The organism is Halomonas sp. SCS19, from assembly GCF_040147015.1.
In the GTDB taxonomy this organism is placed as follows: Bacteria; Pseudomonadota; Gammaproteobacteria; order Pseudomonadales; family Halomonadaceae; genus Halomonas; species Halomonas litopenaei.
Genome location: NZ_JAMSHN010000001.1, coordinates 4,047,058 through 4,061,750, shown reverse-complemented (window position 1 = coordinate 4,061,750; position 14,693 = coordinate 4,047,058). Strand labels below are relative to the sequence as shown.

Annotated in this window: 13 protein-coding genes; 9 read left to right on the top strand and 4 right to left on the bottom strand. The window is 63.3% G+C overall.

The window, feature by feature from the left end; translation table 11 throughout:
* Nucleotides 1–67: 67 nt before the first annotated feature.
* The 8 genes from NFH97_RS17565 (at nt 68) to NFH97_RS17530 (ending at nt 10,164) form a co-directional block, all read left to right on the top strand.
* Nucleotides 68–3,835 carry a nitrate reductase subunit alpha gene (locus tag NFH97_RS17565; protein WP_349625252.1) on the top strand — a complete coding sequence of 1,256 codons (3,768 nt, stop codon included), beginning with the start codon at nt 68–70 and terminating at the stop codon, nt 3,833–3,835.
* Complete coding sequence (gene narH, locus NFH97_RS17560; RefSeq protein ID WP_349625251.1) at nt 3,832–5,388, top strand: nitrate reductase subunit beta; 1,557 nt, start codon at nt 3,832–3,834, stop codon at nt 5,386–5,388. The genes NFH97_RS17565 and narH overlap by 4 nt, the downstream gene beginning before the upstream one ends.
* Nucleotides 5,381–6,136, top strand: a complete 756-nt coding sequence (narJ, locus tag NFH97_RS17555; protein WP_349625250.1) for a nitrate reductase molybdenum cofactor assembly chaperone — start codon at nt 5,381–5,383, stop codon at nt 6,134–6,136. The genes narH and narJ overlap by 8 nt, the downstream gene beginning before the upstream one ends.
* On the top strand, nt 6,133–6,810 hold the full coding sequence (gene narI, locus NFH97_RS17550) for a respiratory nitrate reductase subunit gamma (protein WP_108448823.1): 678 nt from the start codon (nt 6,133–6,135) through the stop codon (nt 6,808–6,810). Before narJ ends, narI begins: the two co-directional genes overlap by 4 nt.
* An 11-nt stretch (nt 6,811–6,821) precedes the next feature.
* A complete protein-coding gene (locus NFH97_RS17545; protein WP_108448824.1) occupies nt 6,822–7,637 on the top strand; it encodes a peptidylprolyl isomerase in 816 nt (271 codons plus the stop codon).
* Between the two features lie 172 nt (nt 7,638–7,809).
* On the top strand, nt 7,810–8,421 hold the full coding sequence (gene moaB, locus NFH97_RS17540) for a molybdenum cofactor biosynthesis protein B (RefSeq protein WP_349625249.1): 612 nt from the start codon (nt 7,810–7,812) through the stop codon (nt 8,419–8,421).
* The gene (locus tag NFH97_RS17535; protein ID WP_349625248.1) at nt 8,418–9,680 is read left to right on the top strand and encodes a molybdopterin molybdotransferase MoeA; all 1,263 of its coding nucleotides are present in this window, start codon (nt 8,418–8,420) and stop codon (nt 9,678–9,680) included. The genes moaB and NFH97_RS17535 overlap by 4 nt, the downstream gene beginning before the upstream one ends.
* Before the next feature lie 58 nt (nt 9,681–9,738).
* Complete coding sequence (locus NFH97_RS17530; protein WP_349625247.1) at nt 9,739–10,164, top strand: putative zinc-binding protein; 426 nt, start codon at nt 9,739–9,741, stop codon at nt 10,162–10,164.
* A gap of 169 nt (nt 10,165–10,333) precedes the next feature.
* On the opposite strand, the gene NFH97_RS17525 is transcribed toward NFH97_RS17530, so the two are convergent.
* The 4 genes from NFH97_RS17525 to NFH97_RS17510 form a co-directional block, all read right to left on the bottom strand.
* Entirely contained in the window at nt 10,334–10,684 is a 351-nt protein-coding gene (locus NFH97_RS17525; RefSeq protein WP_124804880.1) for an antibiotic biosynthesis monooxygenase family protein, read from the bottom strand.
* 289 nt (nt 10,685–10,973) lie between these two features.
* Nucleotides 10,974–12,395, bottom strand: a complete 1,422-nt coding sequence (locus NFH97_RS17520) for a YfcC family protein (protein ID WP_213227133.1) — start codon at nt 12,393–12,395, stop codon at nt 10,974–10,976.
* 10 nt (nt 12,396–12,405) lie between these two features.
* On the bottom strand, nt 12,406–12,960 hold the full coding sequence (locus NFH97_RS17515) for a M20/M25/M40 family metallo-hydrolase (protein WP_349625246.1): 555 nt from the start codon (nt 12,958–12,960) through the stop codon (nt 12,406–12,408).
* Nucleotides 12,960–13,601 carry a M20 metallopeptidase family protein gene (locus NFH97_RS17510; protein ID WP_349625245.1) on the bottom strand — a complete coding sequence of 214 codons (642 nt, stop codon included), beginning with the start codon at nt 13,599–13,601 and terminating at the stop codon, nt 12,960–12,962. The genes NFH97_RS17515 and NFH97_RS17510 overlap by 1 nt, the downstream gene beginning before the upstream one ends.
* A 125-nt stretch (nt 13,602–13,726) precedes the next feature.
* Here NFH97_RS17510 and NFH97_RS17505 point away from each other — a divergent pair, with 125 nt between their 5' ends.
* Complete coding sequence (locus NFH97_RS17505) at nt 13,727–14,650, top strand: LysR family transcriptional regulator (RefSeq protein ID WP_349625244.1); 924 nt, start codon at nt 13,727–13,729, stop codon at nt 14,648–14,650.
* Nucleotides 14,651–14,693 lie beyond the last annotated feature (43 nt).

Here is a 14,693-nt window from a genome sequence, read left to right as displayed (position 1 = left end):
CGTGACATTCGAGTCCGCAAGGACCGCCTAGCCAGGCCCCCTTCGGGGGGCCTTTGAGGAGACCTCCATGAGTCATTTTCTCGATCGCCTGAGATACCTGACCAAACGTCCTCCGGAATTCGCCGACGGACACGGCGAAACCCGCGAAGAGACACGTGACTGGGAAGACGGCTATCGCGCCCGCTGGCAGCACGACAAGATCGTGCGCTCCACCCACGGGGTGAACTGCACCGGCTCGTGCAGCTGGAAGATCTACGTCAAGAATGGCCTGGTCACCTGGGAAACCCAGCAGACCGACTATCCGCGTACCCGCGCCGATCTGCCCAACCACGAGCCCCGCGGTTGCCCACGTGGCGCCAGCTACTCCTGGTACCTGTACAGTGCCAACCGCCTCAAGTACCCGCTGATTCGCCAGGAGCTGGTCAGCCTGTGGCGACGCGCGCTGGACAAGCACGCCGACCCGGTGGATGCCTGGGCCTCCATCGTCGAGGACCCGGTCCTGGCCAATCAGTACAAGCGTGCCCGCGGCATGGGCGGCTTCGTCCGCGCCGACTGGGACGAGGCGCAGACCCTGATCGCGGCGGCCAACGTCTACACCGCCAAGACCTACGGCCCCGACCGCATCATCGGCTTCTCGCCGATCCCGGCCATGTCGATGGTCTCCTACGCCGCCGGCGCCCGCTACCTGTCGCTGATCGGCGGTGTCTGCCTGTCGTTCTATGACTGGTACTGCGACCTGCCGCCGGCCTCCCCCCAGACCTGGGGCGAGCAGACCGACGTGCCGGAATCCGCCGACTGGTACAACTCCGGCTACATCATCGCCTGGGGCTCCAACGTGCCGCAGACGCGTACCCCGGACGCCCACTTCTTCACCGAGGTGCGCTACAAGGGCACCAAGACGGTGTCGATCACCCCGGACTACGCCGAGGTCTCGAAGCTCACCGACGAATGGCTGTCCGCCAAGCAGGGCACCGACGCCGCCCTGGCCATGGCCATGGGCCACGTCATCCTGAAGGAATTCCACCTCGCCTCGCCCAGCGTCTACTTCACCGACTACGTCAAGCGCTACACCGACATGCCCTTCCTGGTGGCGCTGGAGCCCCGCGAGGACGGCACCTACGCCCCGGGCAAGCAGCTCCGTGCGGCCGACTTCGACGCCTCGCTCGGCCAGGACAACAACCCCGAGTGGAAGACCGTCGCCTGGGACGAGACCCGTGACCAGCTGGTGGTGCCGCGCGGTTCCATCGGCTTCCGCTGGGGCGAGAACGGCGACGACGAAAAGGGCAAGTGGAGCCTTGAGTCACTGGACGCCGACGGCCAGGAGATCGACCTGCGACTGTCGCTGGCCGACGCCCACGACAGCGTCGCCAAGGTGGCCTTCCCCTATTTCGGTGGCATCGCCCACGAGCACTTCGACCACGTCGAAGGCAACGAGGTGCTGCACCACTGCCTGCCGGCCAAGAAGCTGACCCTGGCCGATGGCAAGGAAGTGCTGGCGGTCACCGTGTTCGACCTGATGTGCGCCAACTACGGTATCGACCGTGGCCTCGGCGGCGAAGGCGAGGACGACGGCGCCACCGCACTGGACCAGCTGCGCCCCTATACCCCGGCGTGGCAGGAAAAGATCACCGGCGTGCCCGCCAACCAGTGTATTCGCATCGCCCGCGAGTTCGCCCACAACGCCGACAAGACCCAGGGTCGGTCCATGATCATCGTCGGTGCCGGGATGAACCACTGGTACCACATGGACATGAACTACCGTGGCCTGATCAACATGCTGGTGCTGTGCGGCTGTATCGGTCAGTCTGGCGGCGGCTGGTCCCACTATGTGGGCCAGGAAAAGCTGCGTCCCCAGACCGGCTGGACCCCGCTGGCCTTCGGCCTGGACTGGCAGCGTCCGCCGCGCCACATGAACGGCACCTCTTTCTTCTACAACCACTCGAGCCAGTGGCGCTACGAGAAGCTCGAGGTCAAGGAACTGCTGTCGCCGCTGGCCAAGGCCGACAAGTACGACGGCAGCCTGATCGACTTCAATGTGCGCGCCGAGCGCATGGGCTGGCTGCCGTCGGCGCCGCAGCTCGGGGTCAACCCGCTGCGCCTGGCAGGCCCCGCTGCCGAGGCCGGCATGTCCACCGCCGACTACGTGGTCAGCCAGCTCAAGCAGGGCCGTCTTGGCTTCGCCGCCGAGGACCCGGACAACCCCCAGAACTTCCCGCGCAACATGTTCGTGTGGCGCTCCAACCTGCTGGGCTCCTCGGGCAAGGGTCACGAGTACATGCTCAAGTACCTGCTGGGCACCCGCCATGGGCTGCAGGGCAAGGACCTGGGCGAATCCGGCGGCGCCATGCCGCGGGAAGTCACCTGGCACGACGAGGCCCCCGAGGGCAAGGTGGACCTGTTCACCACCCTGGACTTCCGCATGTCGACCACCTGCCTGTACTCCGACGTGGTGCTGCCCACCGCGACCTGGTACGAGAAGGACGACCTCAACACCTCGGACATGCACCCCTTCATCCACCCGCTGACCGCCGCCACCGATCCGGCCTGGGAAGCGCGCAGCGACTGGGACATCTACAAGGGCATCGCCAAGAGATTCTCCCAGGTCTGCCCCGGCCACCTGGGCGAGGAAACCGACCTGGTCACCTTACCGCTGCAGCATGACAGCCCCGGCGAGCTGGCCCAGCCCGAAGTGCTCGACTGGAAGCGCGGCGAGTGCGAGCCGATCCCCGGCAAGACCATGCCGAGCCTGATCGAGGTCAAGCGCAACTACCCCGAGACCTACGAGCGCTTCACCTCGGTGGGCCCGCTGCTCGAGAGCATCGGCAACGGTGGCAAGGGCATCGGCTGGAACACCGACAAGGAAGTCGAGCTGTTGCGTGGTCTCAACCACGTCAAGCTCGAGGGTCCGGCCAAGGGCCAGCCGAAGCTCGAAAGCGCCATCGACGCCGCCGAGATGATCCTGGCGCTGGCACCGGAGACCAACGGTCAGGTGGCGGTGAAGGCCTGGGACGCGCTGTCGAAAATCACCGGACGCGACCACACCCACCTGGCGGTTCCCAAGGAAGAGGAGAAGATCCGCTTCCGCGACGTGGTGGCCCAGCCGCGCAAGATCATCTCCAGCCCGACCTGGTCTGGCCTGGAGGACGAGCACGTGTCCTACAACGCCGGCTACACCAACGTCCACGAGCTGATTCCCTGGCGTACCGTCAGCGGCCGTCAGCAGTTCTACCAGGATCACGCCTGGATGCGTGACTTCGGCGAGAGCCTGCTGGTCTACCGTCCGCCCATCGACACCAAGGCCACCAAGGCCATGGCGATGCCGCGGCCCAACGGTAACCCGGAGATCGCGCTGAACTGGATCACCCCGCACCAGAAGTGGGGCATCCACTCCACCTACTCCGACAACCTGTTGATGCTGACCCTGTCGCGTGGCGGCCCCATCGTCTGGCTGTCCGAGGAGGACGCGGTCGCCATCGGTGTCGAGGACAACGACTGGATCGAGCTGTACAACGCCAACGGCGCCATCGCCGCCCGCGCGGTGGTCAGTCAGCGGGTCAAGACCGGCATGGCGATGATGTACCACGCCCAGGAGCGCATCGTGAACGTGCCCGGCTCCGAGGTCACCGGCACCCGTGGCGGTATCCATAACTCGGTCACCCGCGTCTGCCCCAAGCCGACCCACATGATCGGCGGCTACGGACAGCTCTCCTACGGCTTCAACTACTACGGCACCGTCGGCTCCAACCGCGATGAGTTCGTCATGGTGCGCAAGATGAAGCACGTCAACTGGTTGGACGGCGAAGGACAGGACAGCGCCCAGGAGGCAGTGAAATGAAGATCCGTTCCCAAGTGGGCATGGTGCTCAACCTCGACAAGTGCATCGGCTGTCACACCTGTTCGGTGACCTGCAAGAACGTCTGGACCAGCCGTGAAGGCGTCGAGTACGCCTGGTTCAACAACGTCGAGACCAAGCCGGGCATCGGCTATCCCAAGGAGTGGGAGAACCAGGCGCGCTGGAAAGGCGGCTGGCTGAGGCGCGAGGACGGCACCATCGAGCCGCGCATCGGCGGCAAGTGGCGGGTGCTGGCGAACATCTTCGCCAACCCTGACCTGCCGGAGATCGACGACTACTACGAGCCGTTCACCTTCGACTACCAGCACCTGCACCAGGCCAAGAAGGGCCGCCACCAGCCGGTGGCACGCCCCCGTTCGCTGATCTCCGGTCAGCGCATGGAGAAGATCGAGTGGGGCCCGAACTGGGAAGAGATTCTCGGTACCGAGTTCGCCAAGCGCCGCAAGGACGCCAACTTCGACAAGATCCAGGCGGACATCTACGGCCAGTTCGAAAACACCTTCATGATGTACCTGCCGCGCCTGTGCGAGCACTGCCTCAACCCGGCCTGTGTGGCCAGCTGCCCGAGCGGTGCGATCTACAAGCGTGAAGAGGACGGCATCGTCCTGATCGACCAGGACAAGTGCCGCGGCTGGCGGATGTGCGTGTCCGGCTGTCCGTACAAGAAAATCTACTACAACTGGAAGTCCGGCAAGTCCGAGAAGTGCATCTTCTGCTACCCGCGTATCGAGTCGGGCCAGCCGACGGTGTGCTCCGAGACCTGCGTCGGTCGTATCCGCTACCTGGGCGTGCTGCTCTACGACGCCGATCGCATCGAGGAGGTCGCCGCCTCCCAGGACGAGCGCGACCTGTACAAGCGCCAGTGCGAGATCTTCCTCGACCCCCATGATCCCGAGGTCATCGCCCAGGCCAAGCGTGACGGCATCGATGACAACGTGATCAAGGCGGCCCAGGAGTCCCCGGTCTACAAGATGGCCATGGACTGGCAGCTGGCGCTGCCGCTGCACCCGGAGTACCGCACCCTGCCGATGGTCTGGTACGTGCCGCCGCTGTCGCCGATCCAGTCGGCGGTAGACGGTGGTCACGTGGAAACCGACGGCGTGCTGCCCAAGGTCGAATCACTGCGTATCCCGGTGAAGTACCTGGCCAACATGCTCACCGCCGGTGACGAGGCGCCGGTGGTTCGCGCGCTCAAGCGCATGATGGCGATGCGCGAGTACATGCGCGGCAAGCACGTGGACGGAGAGTTGCGCCACGACGTCCTCGACGAGGTCGAGCTGAGCGAGGCCCAGGTCGAGGAGATGTACCGCTACCTGGCCATCGCCAACTACGAGGACCGCTTCGTCATCCCGACCAGCCACCGCGAGCAGGCCCGCGAGGCCTTCCCGGAGCGTGGCGGCTGCGGCTTCACCTTCGGCAACGGCTGCCAGGGCGGCAGCGACGAGACCAGCCTGTTCGGCGGGCGCAAGCAGACCACCACCCTGGTCAACGTCGAGCAGTACGACCCCAGCCATCCGGAGGTCGAGCATGACTAATCCACTCGCCCAGGGTCTGCGCGCCCTGGCCCGGCTACTCGACTATCCCGACCGGGAACTGATCGAGGGGCTTGCCGAGGTCAAGGCGGCGATCGCCGCCATGCCACTGCCGGGGGGAGCCCCCCGGCAGGCACTGCTCGACTGGTGTGATCGCCTGGCGGATGCCCGCCTGCTGGACGTCCAGGCGGCCTACGTCGCCCAGTTCGATCGTGGCCGCGCCACCTCGCTACTGCTGTTCGAGCACGTCCACGGCGAATCCCGCGACCGCGGCCAGGCGATGGTCGACCTGCTCGGCGAGTACGAGGATGCCGGCTTTGCCCTCGACAGCCGCGAGCTGCCCGACCACCTGCCGCTGCTGCTCGAGTTCCTCTCCACCCGCGAGGGTGACGAGGTGGCCCGCTGGATCGGTGACGTCAGCCATATCCTGGCGCTCATCACCGCCCGCCTGGAGGCCAAGCAGTGCGACCAGGCGCTGGTGACCCTGGCCCTGCTGTCGCTGATCGGCGCCGAGGATCAGGTGGACCTCCACCGCGAAGCGGTCAAGGAAGAACCGGCTGACAACACCCCTGCCGCCCTCGACGCCGTGTGGGAGGAGGAGGCCGTGCGTTTCTCGGCCGAATCCGACCAGGACTGCGCGCTGACCTCCGCCGAGGGCAAGCGCCTCGCCGAACGTCGGGGCAGTATCCAGCCCGACACCGTTCGCCTCCCCGATGCCATGCCCTCTCGACCCACTGGAGGTCTGTCATGAACTACCTGCACACCCTGCTGTTCGGCCTCTATCCCTACCTGGCGGGCAGCGTCTTTCTGATCGGTAGCCTGTTGCGCTTCGACCATGGCCAGTACACCTGGAAGACCGGCTCGAGCCAGATGCTGTCGTCCAGGCGCATGCGCCTGGCCAGTCCGCTGTTCCACGTCGGCATCCTGGTGATCTTCTTCGGTCACCTGGTCGGCCTGCTGACACCGCATTGGGTCTACGCCCCCTTCATCAGCGCCGGCACCAAGCAGGTGTTCGCCATCCTGGTCGGTGGCGTTGCCGGTATCGCCTGTCTGATCGGTGGCGCCATGCTGCTGCATCGCCGCTTCACCGACCCACGGGTCAAGGCGTCCTCCAGCTTCATGGACAACCTGATCATCGTGCTGCTGGTGGTTCAGGTCACCCTGGGCCTGCTGACCATTCCCGCCGCACTGCATCACCTGGACGGCGGCGTGATGATCAAGCTCGCCGAATGGGCCCAGGCCATCGTCTTCTTCCAGGGCGGCGCCGCCACCCACCTCGAAGGCATTGGCTTTATCTACCACCTGCACATTCTGGTCGGTCTGACCATCGTGCTGGTGTTCCCGTTCACTCGCCTGGTTCACGCCTGGAGCGCTCCCCTGGGTTACCTGGGGCGTCGCTACCAGATCGTCCGGCGCCGTGCCTGAGGAGGCATGTCATGCAAACCATCCCCGTGGAAACCCTGCCGCACACAACGGTTCCCAGCATTCGTGTTGGTGACAGCGTGATCGGCGAGGAAGCCATCGCCGGGGAGATGCAGTTCCATCCGTCAACGGATCGCGAGGCCGCCGCCAAGGCGGCGGCCCGCGCCCTGGTCATCCAGGAACTCTTGCGCCAGCGCGCCGAGATCCTGGGCATCGAGACGGGCTCGCTGCACGAGCCCGACGAGCGTGCGATCGCCGTGATGCTGGATCAGGAACTGCAAGTCCCCCCGCCCGATGAAGAGGCCTGCGTACGCTTTCACGCGGCTCACCCCGAACGCTTCTGCGAGCCCACCCGTCTCAAGGTCCGGCATATTCTGCTGGCGGCGGCCCCCGACGACCTGGACGCCCGCGACGAGCAGTTCAAGAAGGCCGAAGGGCTGATCGACACCCTCAAGCAGCATCCCGAACGCTTCGACGAGATGGCTCAGCGGTTTTCGCAGTGCCCATCGAAGGACGAAGGCGGGAGCCTTGGCTGGGTCAGCCGCGGCCAGACCGTCAGCGAGCTCGACCGCGCGCTGGAACCCCTGCCCGAAGGCCTGCACGAGCGTCCGCTGCCGTCACGCTACGGTTGGCACGTGGTCGTCATCGACGCTCGTCTGGAGCGCCAGCCACTGCCCTACGCCGAGGTCAAGGACAGGGTCGCCCACGAGCTGACCGAACAGGCCACCCGAGTCGCTCTGCGCCACTACCTGCTGGCGCTGGAAAGCGAGATCGGCGTCGAGGGTTTCACCCTGGCCGACGATGACGTCGACGGTCCCCTGATGCGCTGACGAGGGCGCTGCAAGGTCGCCACCAAGGGCGTTGAAAGAGCACAGACAGAGCGCCGACCAGGCGCCACTAGCGAATGCGCGTGCCGACTCCCCCTTCCCTCCCACCTGACACCCCCGCCAGACCTCAGGGTCCGGCGGGCTCCCTTCACGTTCTCTCAACCGGAGTCCTTGCATGTCTCATACGTCCACGTGCGCCGTGTTCACCCCGCTGGATATCGCCATCCTCACCGTGTCCGATACCCGAGGCCTGGACGAGGACGGCAGCGGCAACCTGCTGGCGGACCGGTTAGCCGGCGCCGGACACCGCCTGACCGAGCGCGCCCTGGTCCCCGACGACATCTATCGCATTCGCGCCCAGGTCAGCGCCTGGGTGATCCGTTCCGACATCCAGGTAGTGCTGGTCAACGGCGGCACCGGCTTCACCGCCCGTGACAACACCCCGGAGGCACTGACGGTACTGTTCGACAAGGTCGTCGAAGGCTACGGCGAGCTGTTTCGTCTGCGTTCCTTCGAGGCCATCGGCACCTCCACCATCCAGTCCCGCGCCGTGGCCGGGGTGATCGATCGCACCCTGGTGTTCTCCATGCCCGGCTCGCCAAAGGCCTGCGCCATGGCCTGGGACGACATTCTTACAGCCCAGCTCGACGCCCGCACTCGGCCCTGCAACTTCGTCGCCATGGTGGTGAAGGACAGCCAGCGCTGCACCAGCCGCAGCGCAGATCACCACGTCGCTTCCGACACCGGGAAGACGGCTCGACACGAAGCCCTGGAGGTCACCCCATGAGCGAGATCTGCGGCTGTGACACACCGACCAGAAGCCACACCCTGGTCGATCCCTGGCAGGCCCGCGAGCAGGTCATCGCCTTGACCCGCCCGCTGGAGGACACCGAGACGCTGAGAACGACCCACGCCCGTGGCCGCATCCTGGCCACGCCGCTCAAGGCGCTGCACGACGTTCCCGGCATCGATAACAGCGCCATGGACGGCTACGCCCTGCGTCTGGCCGACCTCAAGCACCGGCTTGCCCTGCCGGTGGTGGCCCGGGTGCCCGCCGGCGCCGCCCCGATCACCCTGCCCTTCGACGGCTGTGCGCGCATCTTCACCGGCGCACCGATTCCCCGCGGTGCCGACGTGGTGGTGCCCCAGGAACGGGTACGGATCGATGACGCCGGCCAGATCCACTTTCCCACGGATTTACACCTGGGAGACCATATCCGGCGGCGTGGCGAAGAGCTCACCCAGGGAGCGGCGCTGCTCGAGCCAGGTGAGCCCCTCGATGCCATCCGCCTGGCACTGCTGGCGGCCCAAGGCATCACCGAGGTGCCCTGCCGGCGTCGGGTGCGCGTCGCCGTCGTCAGTACCGGCTCGGAGCTGGTCACGCCCGGCAAACCGCTGGCCCCGGGCCAGATCTACAACTCGAACGCCGGCATGCTGCACGCCCTGCTGCAGGATCACAACGCCGAGCTTGTCGACCTTGGCAACATCAGCGACAGCGCCACGGCGCTGGAAGAAGCGCTGACCTTCGCCGCCCGCCAGGCCGATCTGATCGTCTGTACCGGCGGCGTCTCGGTGGGTGAGGAAGACCACGTCAGGCCCTGTCTCGAGCGCCTTGGCGGCATCAGCCTCTGCGGCGTGGCGATGAAGCCCGGCAAGCCCTTCACCCTGGGCTACATCGGCAAGTCCCCGTCTACCGGCACCCCGCTGCTGGGACTTCCCGGCAACCCCACCGCTGCCCTGGTCGCCTGGCACCTGCTGGGCCTGGCGGTACTGCATCGCCGACAGGGTCGAACCATCGCCCCGCTGGCGAGCTTTGCAGTGCATGCAGGCTTCACCTACCGCGCCAACCGCACCCGCACCCAGTGGCTGCGCGTCCGCCTGGATCACAGCGACATCGCCCCGGTGGCCAGGATCGCCGGCGACCAGGGCTCCAATATGCTCAAGAGTGCGGCGCAAGCCGACGGCTACCTCCAGGTGCCCCCTGGTCAGCAGGTGGTGCCCGGCCAGCGCTATCCCTACCTGCCGCTAAGCCAGTTCGCCCGCTAGCGCGGCGACCTGAACACCGACAGCACACCTAAAAATGTTCCGACAAGGAGAGCCCACCATGGCCACCCCCTCACCCCTTCCCCTGGTCTACGCCTGCTCTGGCTGCTCAGACGTTGCCCAGCTCGCCAACAGCGTTGCTGTTGCGCTCGACCATCGCGGCGTCGCCGAGATGTCGTGTATCTCCGGCGTTGGTGGCGGCGTGCCGGGGCTGGTGCGCAAGGCCCAATCCGGGCGACCGATCGTGGCACTCGACGGCTGCCAGATGCACTGCACCGCCCACTGCCTGGACAAGGCCGGCGTCAGCGCCACCCACCATCTGCGCCTGTACGAGCAGGGCTTCAAGAAGCGACGCGGCCGCCGCTACGATGACGATTGCGTGGAAGCTGTCATCAAACAGCTGATTCCCGTCGTCGATGCGCTCTCTGGTGGTGAGGCGAGCCACGAGCAGCGGGACACCCCTGTCAGACTCACCGCTCGCCACTGAGCAAGGGCGACGCGATAAAGCCAGCCCCGTCAGGTGAAGGCGGCGTGCAGGTGGGACGAACACGCAAGAACGACAAGGCCCCGCCGGGCTGCAGTGCAGCAGCTCCCCGGCGGGGCCTTGTTATTGGCCATGTCATGTTAGCGGTGCGTCATGACAGCGACGTCGCTGCTCAGCTCATCCCCGCTGTCTCGTCGAGCCCATACTCCCGCTCCACCAGTGCCACCCTGACGCGATAGCTTGCATACCAGCGCTCGCGGCCCCTGGCCTGGGCCTCGCGATGATCCAGGTTGGCCTTCCAGGCGCGGATCGATGCCAGGTCAGACCAGTAGGACACCGTGATGCCGGCGGCATATTCACCCGGCGAGCGCGCCGACTCCACCCCCAGAAACCCCGGCTGCTGTGCCGCCAGTTCGACCATGCGCTCGGCCATCTCGCCGTAGCCGTCATCCCCCGGCGTTCTCGTGGAGGTGAAGATCACCGCGTAGTACGGCGGTGTCGGTGTGGTGGCGAGAGGATTCATCGGGCGGGCCTTGTTAGCGATGGGAGAAGTCTCGATTTGTCGAGACGGAAAAGCCGCTGAAGCTTGCCAGACGCTGTCCCTCAAAGCCAGGCTCATGGCCACTGCGGTGGTCGAACCTCCAACGCCCGACATCCGACCACCTACGTCCATCTGCCACTCATGCGCTGACCAAGGCCATATCGCGACCGGTGCATCCAACCGAGATGGGCACCGGCTTGAACAGCCAGTGCCCACAAGGTGAGGAGACGCAGGCAGGATCGACGCCTCCTCGGCGGTCTTTGATGGCAGCCTACAAATGGGCACCCCAGGAAATGAAGACCGCGATCATCAGGAACACCCAACTTACCAGAAAGCACTTGATGATCAGAGGGAGGGCATAACGCACCCAGCGGTCATAGGGCACACCCGCCAAGGCCAGCATGGCGAGCGTTCCCCCCGAGGTGGGAGACACCATGTTGGTAAAGCCATCGCCAATCTGGAAGGCAAGTATCGATGTCTGACGGGTCATGCCGATGAGGTCGGACAAGGGAATCATGATGGGCATCGTCGCCACCGCCTGACCACTACCCGACGGAATGAAGACATTTATCAGCCCGTGGACCAGCGTCATGATGATGGTCGACAGCGCAACGGGAAGGTCGGACAGAGGAACCGCCAGATAATGAATGATGGTATCCGTGACCTGCCCCTGCTCCAGCAGAATCTGGATGGCCCGGGCCACCCCGATAATCAGAGCGCCAGAGGTCACCGAGGCAGCTCCCTTGAGCAGATGGCCGACGATGTCGCTGGCGCTCATGCGCGTCAAGACACCGCAGACGACGGCGATCGCCAGAAATACCCCGGAGATTTCGTTGATGTACCATCCAAGCGAAAAGACACCGTAAAGGATCGACGCCAATCCCGTCAGGAAGACCGCCACCACCACCAGATCCTGTCTGGCCATCCGGTACTCGCCAAGGGGCTTGTCCAGCGACATGCCTGCCGTGGAAATACCTTTGACCAGGCTCTTCTCCGGATTCCTCTGGATCTTCTTGAGATACCGTGACGTGTGGTGCGCCACCACACACAGAATCACTATCCCCATGGCTGACCTGAGGGCGATTCCCGAAAACAGCGGAAGTTCGGCAATCGCCTGTGACACCCCGACGGTATAGGGATTGACCGGTGACGTCGCAAAACCGAAACCAATGCCTCCTATCGCAATGCTGAGCCCCACGATCAGGTCTCCCTTCAAGGCGAGGCCAACGAAGACCGCCAGGGGAATCAACGCAATATTGCCTTCGTAGCCAACAGCCACTCCCAGCATGCCGAAGATAAATGTCATGGCCCAGACCGTCAGGGTCTGTCGCTCACTTCCGATCTTCGCCACCAGACACCCCACGGCGTTATCCAGGGCTCCGGTCACCGAAAGCAGTCGGAAAAGCCCACCGGCGATAAAGACGATGAAGATAACACTGGCCGCGGACACCATGCCTTGAGGAATGGCAAAGAAGATGTCCATGGGCGACAAGGCAGGACTATTCACCAACTCGAAAGATCCCGGCACGACAGCTTCCCTGCCATTCACCTCAACTCTGTCGAATGTACCAGAGGGCACAAACCAGGTAATGGCATAGGAGACCAGCAATATAAAAAATATTAGCACCATCGGGTCCGGTATTTTTTCATACCACTTTTTATTTTCTATAACCGTGCTTGTATTGTTATTCATATAAAACCTCTCACGCCTTGTCATCAAGAGAATCGAGCGCAATCTTTACCATCAACTCAATCCCGAGCGGAATGATTTCGTCATTGAAGTCGTAGTAGGCACTATGCAGCGGAAAAGAGCCCTCGTCCTTGCCGGATCCGAGAAAGAAGTAAGCTCCTGGGCATCGATCAAGCATAAAGGAGAAGTCTTCGGCCCCCATGCTGGGCGCTACCTCTTCAGCCAGTCTGTCATGGCCCCACAGGGCCACCACCGAAGACGCGACCAGTTCGGCGGAATCCTTCGCATTGCGGGTCACCGGGAAGAGGCGTTCATAGTCCAGTGATACTTCACCACCGAACGTCTGACCAATCCCGCGACAGATACGCAGCATGGAGCTCTCTATGGAACTACGAACATGCTCTTCGAGACTTCTCACCGTGCCGCTGATCTTGACCTCATCGGGAATGATGGCAAACCCATCGAGGGACCCGCCCTCGATGCCACACAGACTGATGACACCGGATTCGAGAGGATCAACATCACGCGACACGACAGTGTGCAAGGCTTGCAACAGAGCGCCAGACATCAGGACGGGGTCGACGGCGCGGTGGGGATTGACGCCCCATGGCCGCCTTTGCCACGTACCACTATTCTGATTTTATCCGTCGCCGCCATGATCGGTCCGGACCGGACTCCAACCATGCCGGAGGGCAAAGCGGGCCAGTTGTGCAAAGCGAAAATTTCGTCCACAGGAAAGCTGTCGAACAGCCCGTCATCGATCATGCCCGTAGCGCCGCCCAATCCCTCTTCCGCGGGCTGGAAGATGAGGTGAATGGTCCCGGAGAAATCCCGATTCTCCGAAAGCCAGGCGGCGACGCCGAGCAGGATGGTAGTATGACCGTCGTGGCCACAAGCGTGCATCTTTCCAGTATGGCGGGAAGCGTGGGGCACGCCCGACATTTCCTGCATGGGCAAGGCATCCATGTCGGCCCTGAGGCCTACGCGCCGTCCAGAGTCCCTGCGATTTCCCCTGATGGTCGCGACGATGCCGGTTTTTGCAATACCGGTCGTGTATTCGACTCCCAGGCGATCCAGTTCCTGGACAACCCGATGGGAAGTCTCATGCTCTTCAAACCCAAGTTCTGGGTACATATGAAGACAGCGACGAAATGCTTTAAAGTGATCGATATTTTTTGAAATAAAAGAAACAAATTTATTATTGGACATATCCAGCCTTGAAAAACTTGAACGTCGCCACCTTATAAGGAAAAAATGGCATCCTCGGAAAATATTGTTTTTGTATGGCTGCCATGCTATTTTTCGATACCGGCCGAACGTACCCAGGAAAGCCCATGGATTTCAAACGGATAACCTATTTTATCGAAGTGGCCGAGAGAAAATCCATTTCGGCTGCTGCGCGAGCAATACCGGTGGCTCAGCCAGCCCTGACACGCCAGCTCAAACTGCTGGAAGAGGAAGTAGGTGCCACATTATTACTTCGTTCAAATCGAGGTATCGTACTGACCTCCTCGGGTGAAGCTTTTTATGATGCCATGAAGCGAATGACGGCAGAGTATTCCGAGGCAAAAAAAATCGCACGCGATATCCAGCATGGTCACCGTGACAGCCTCAAGCTTGGCCTTACCCCCCTGCATCCATGGATATCCAACATCACCAATCTATTGCTCGCGTTCAAGAACACCTTTCCAGACACCGATGTATCGATCGAATCCATGCTGTCAGGCCATCAGGAGCAAGCGCTGCTAGCGGCCGAAATGGATGCAGGAATCATGTTCTTTCATCCACAAAGTCAGCCGCTGCTGAGAAGTCTATGCCTGTATCGGGATCATATGGTGCTGGCAGTCAGCAGGCACTCTCCATTGGCCTCCCACCCACCGACCCGGCTTTCCGATATCAGTGACGAGGACTTTATCTGGTTCAAGCGGGGCTCGACGCCCAGTAGCTATGACCAGCTTCAGCGTGCCTTTGACGCCGCAGGCTTTGAGCCCAAGATTGTGCAGGAGTGCAGTGACAACACCACGATGCGATGTCTTGTGTCAGCCCAGATGGGGTGTACGCTACTCCCCTCCCTGGCCATGACTGATGCACCGGAAGATATCGTGAGCTTCAGGCTTGAGGACCTCACGACCGAGCTTTGCCTGATGCTGGTGTGGCATCCCGACCATCGTCTGCCCGCCGTCGAACGCTTGATCGGCCTTGCAGAGGAGCTCGACTGGGACGACAACAGGGTCGACAGCTGCGTCCCTCTTGCGTAGCGCCAACAGGCTTCACAGACCGTCATCTGTTCCCTTCAGCGCA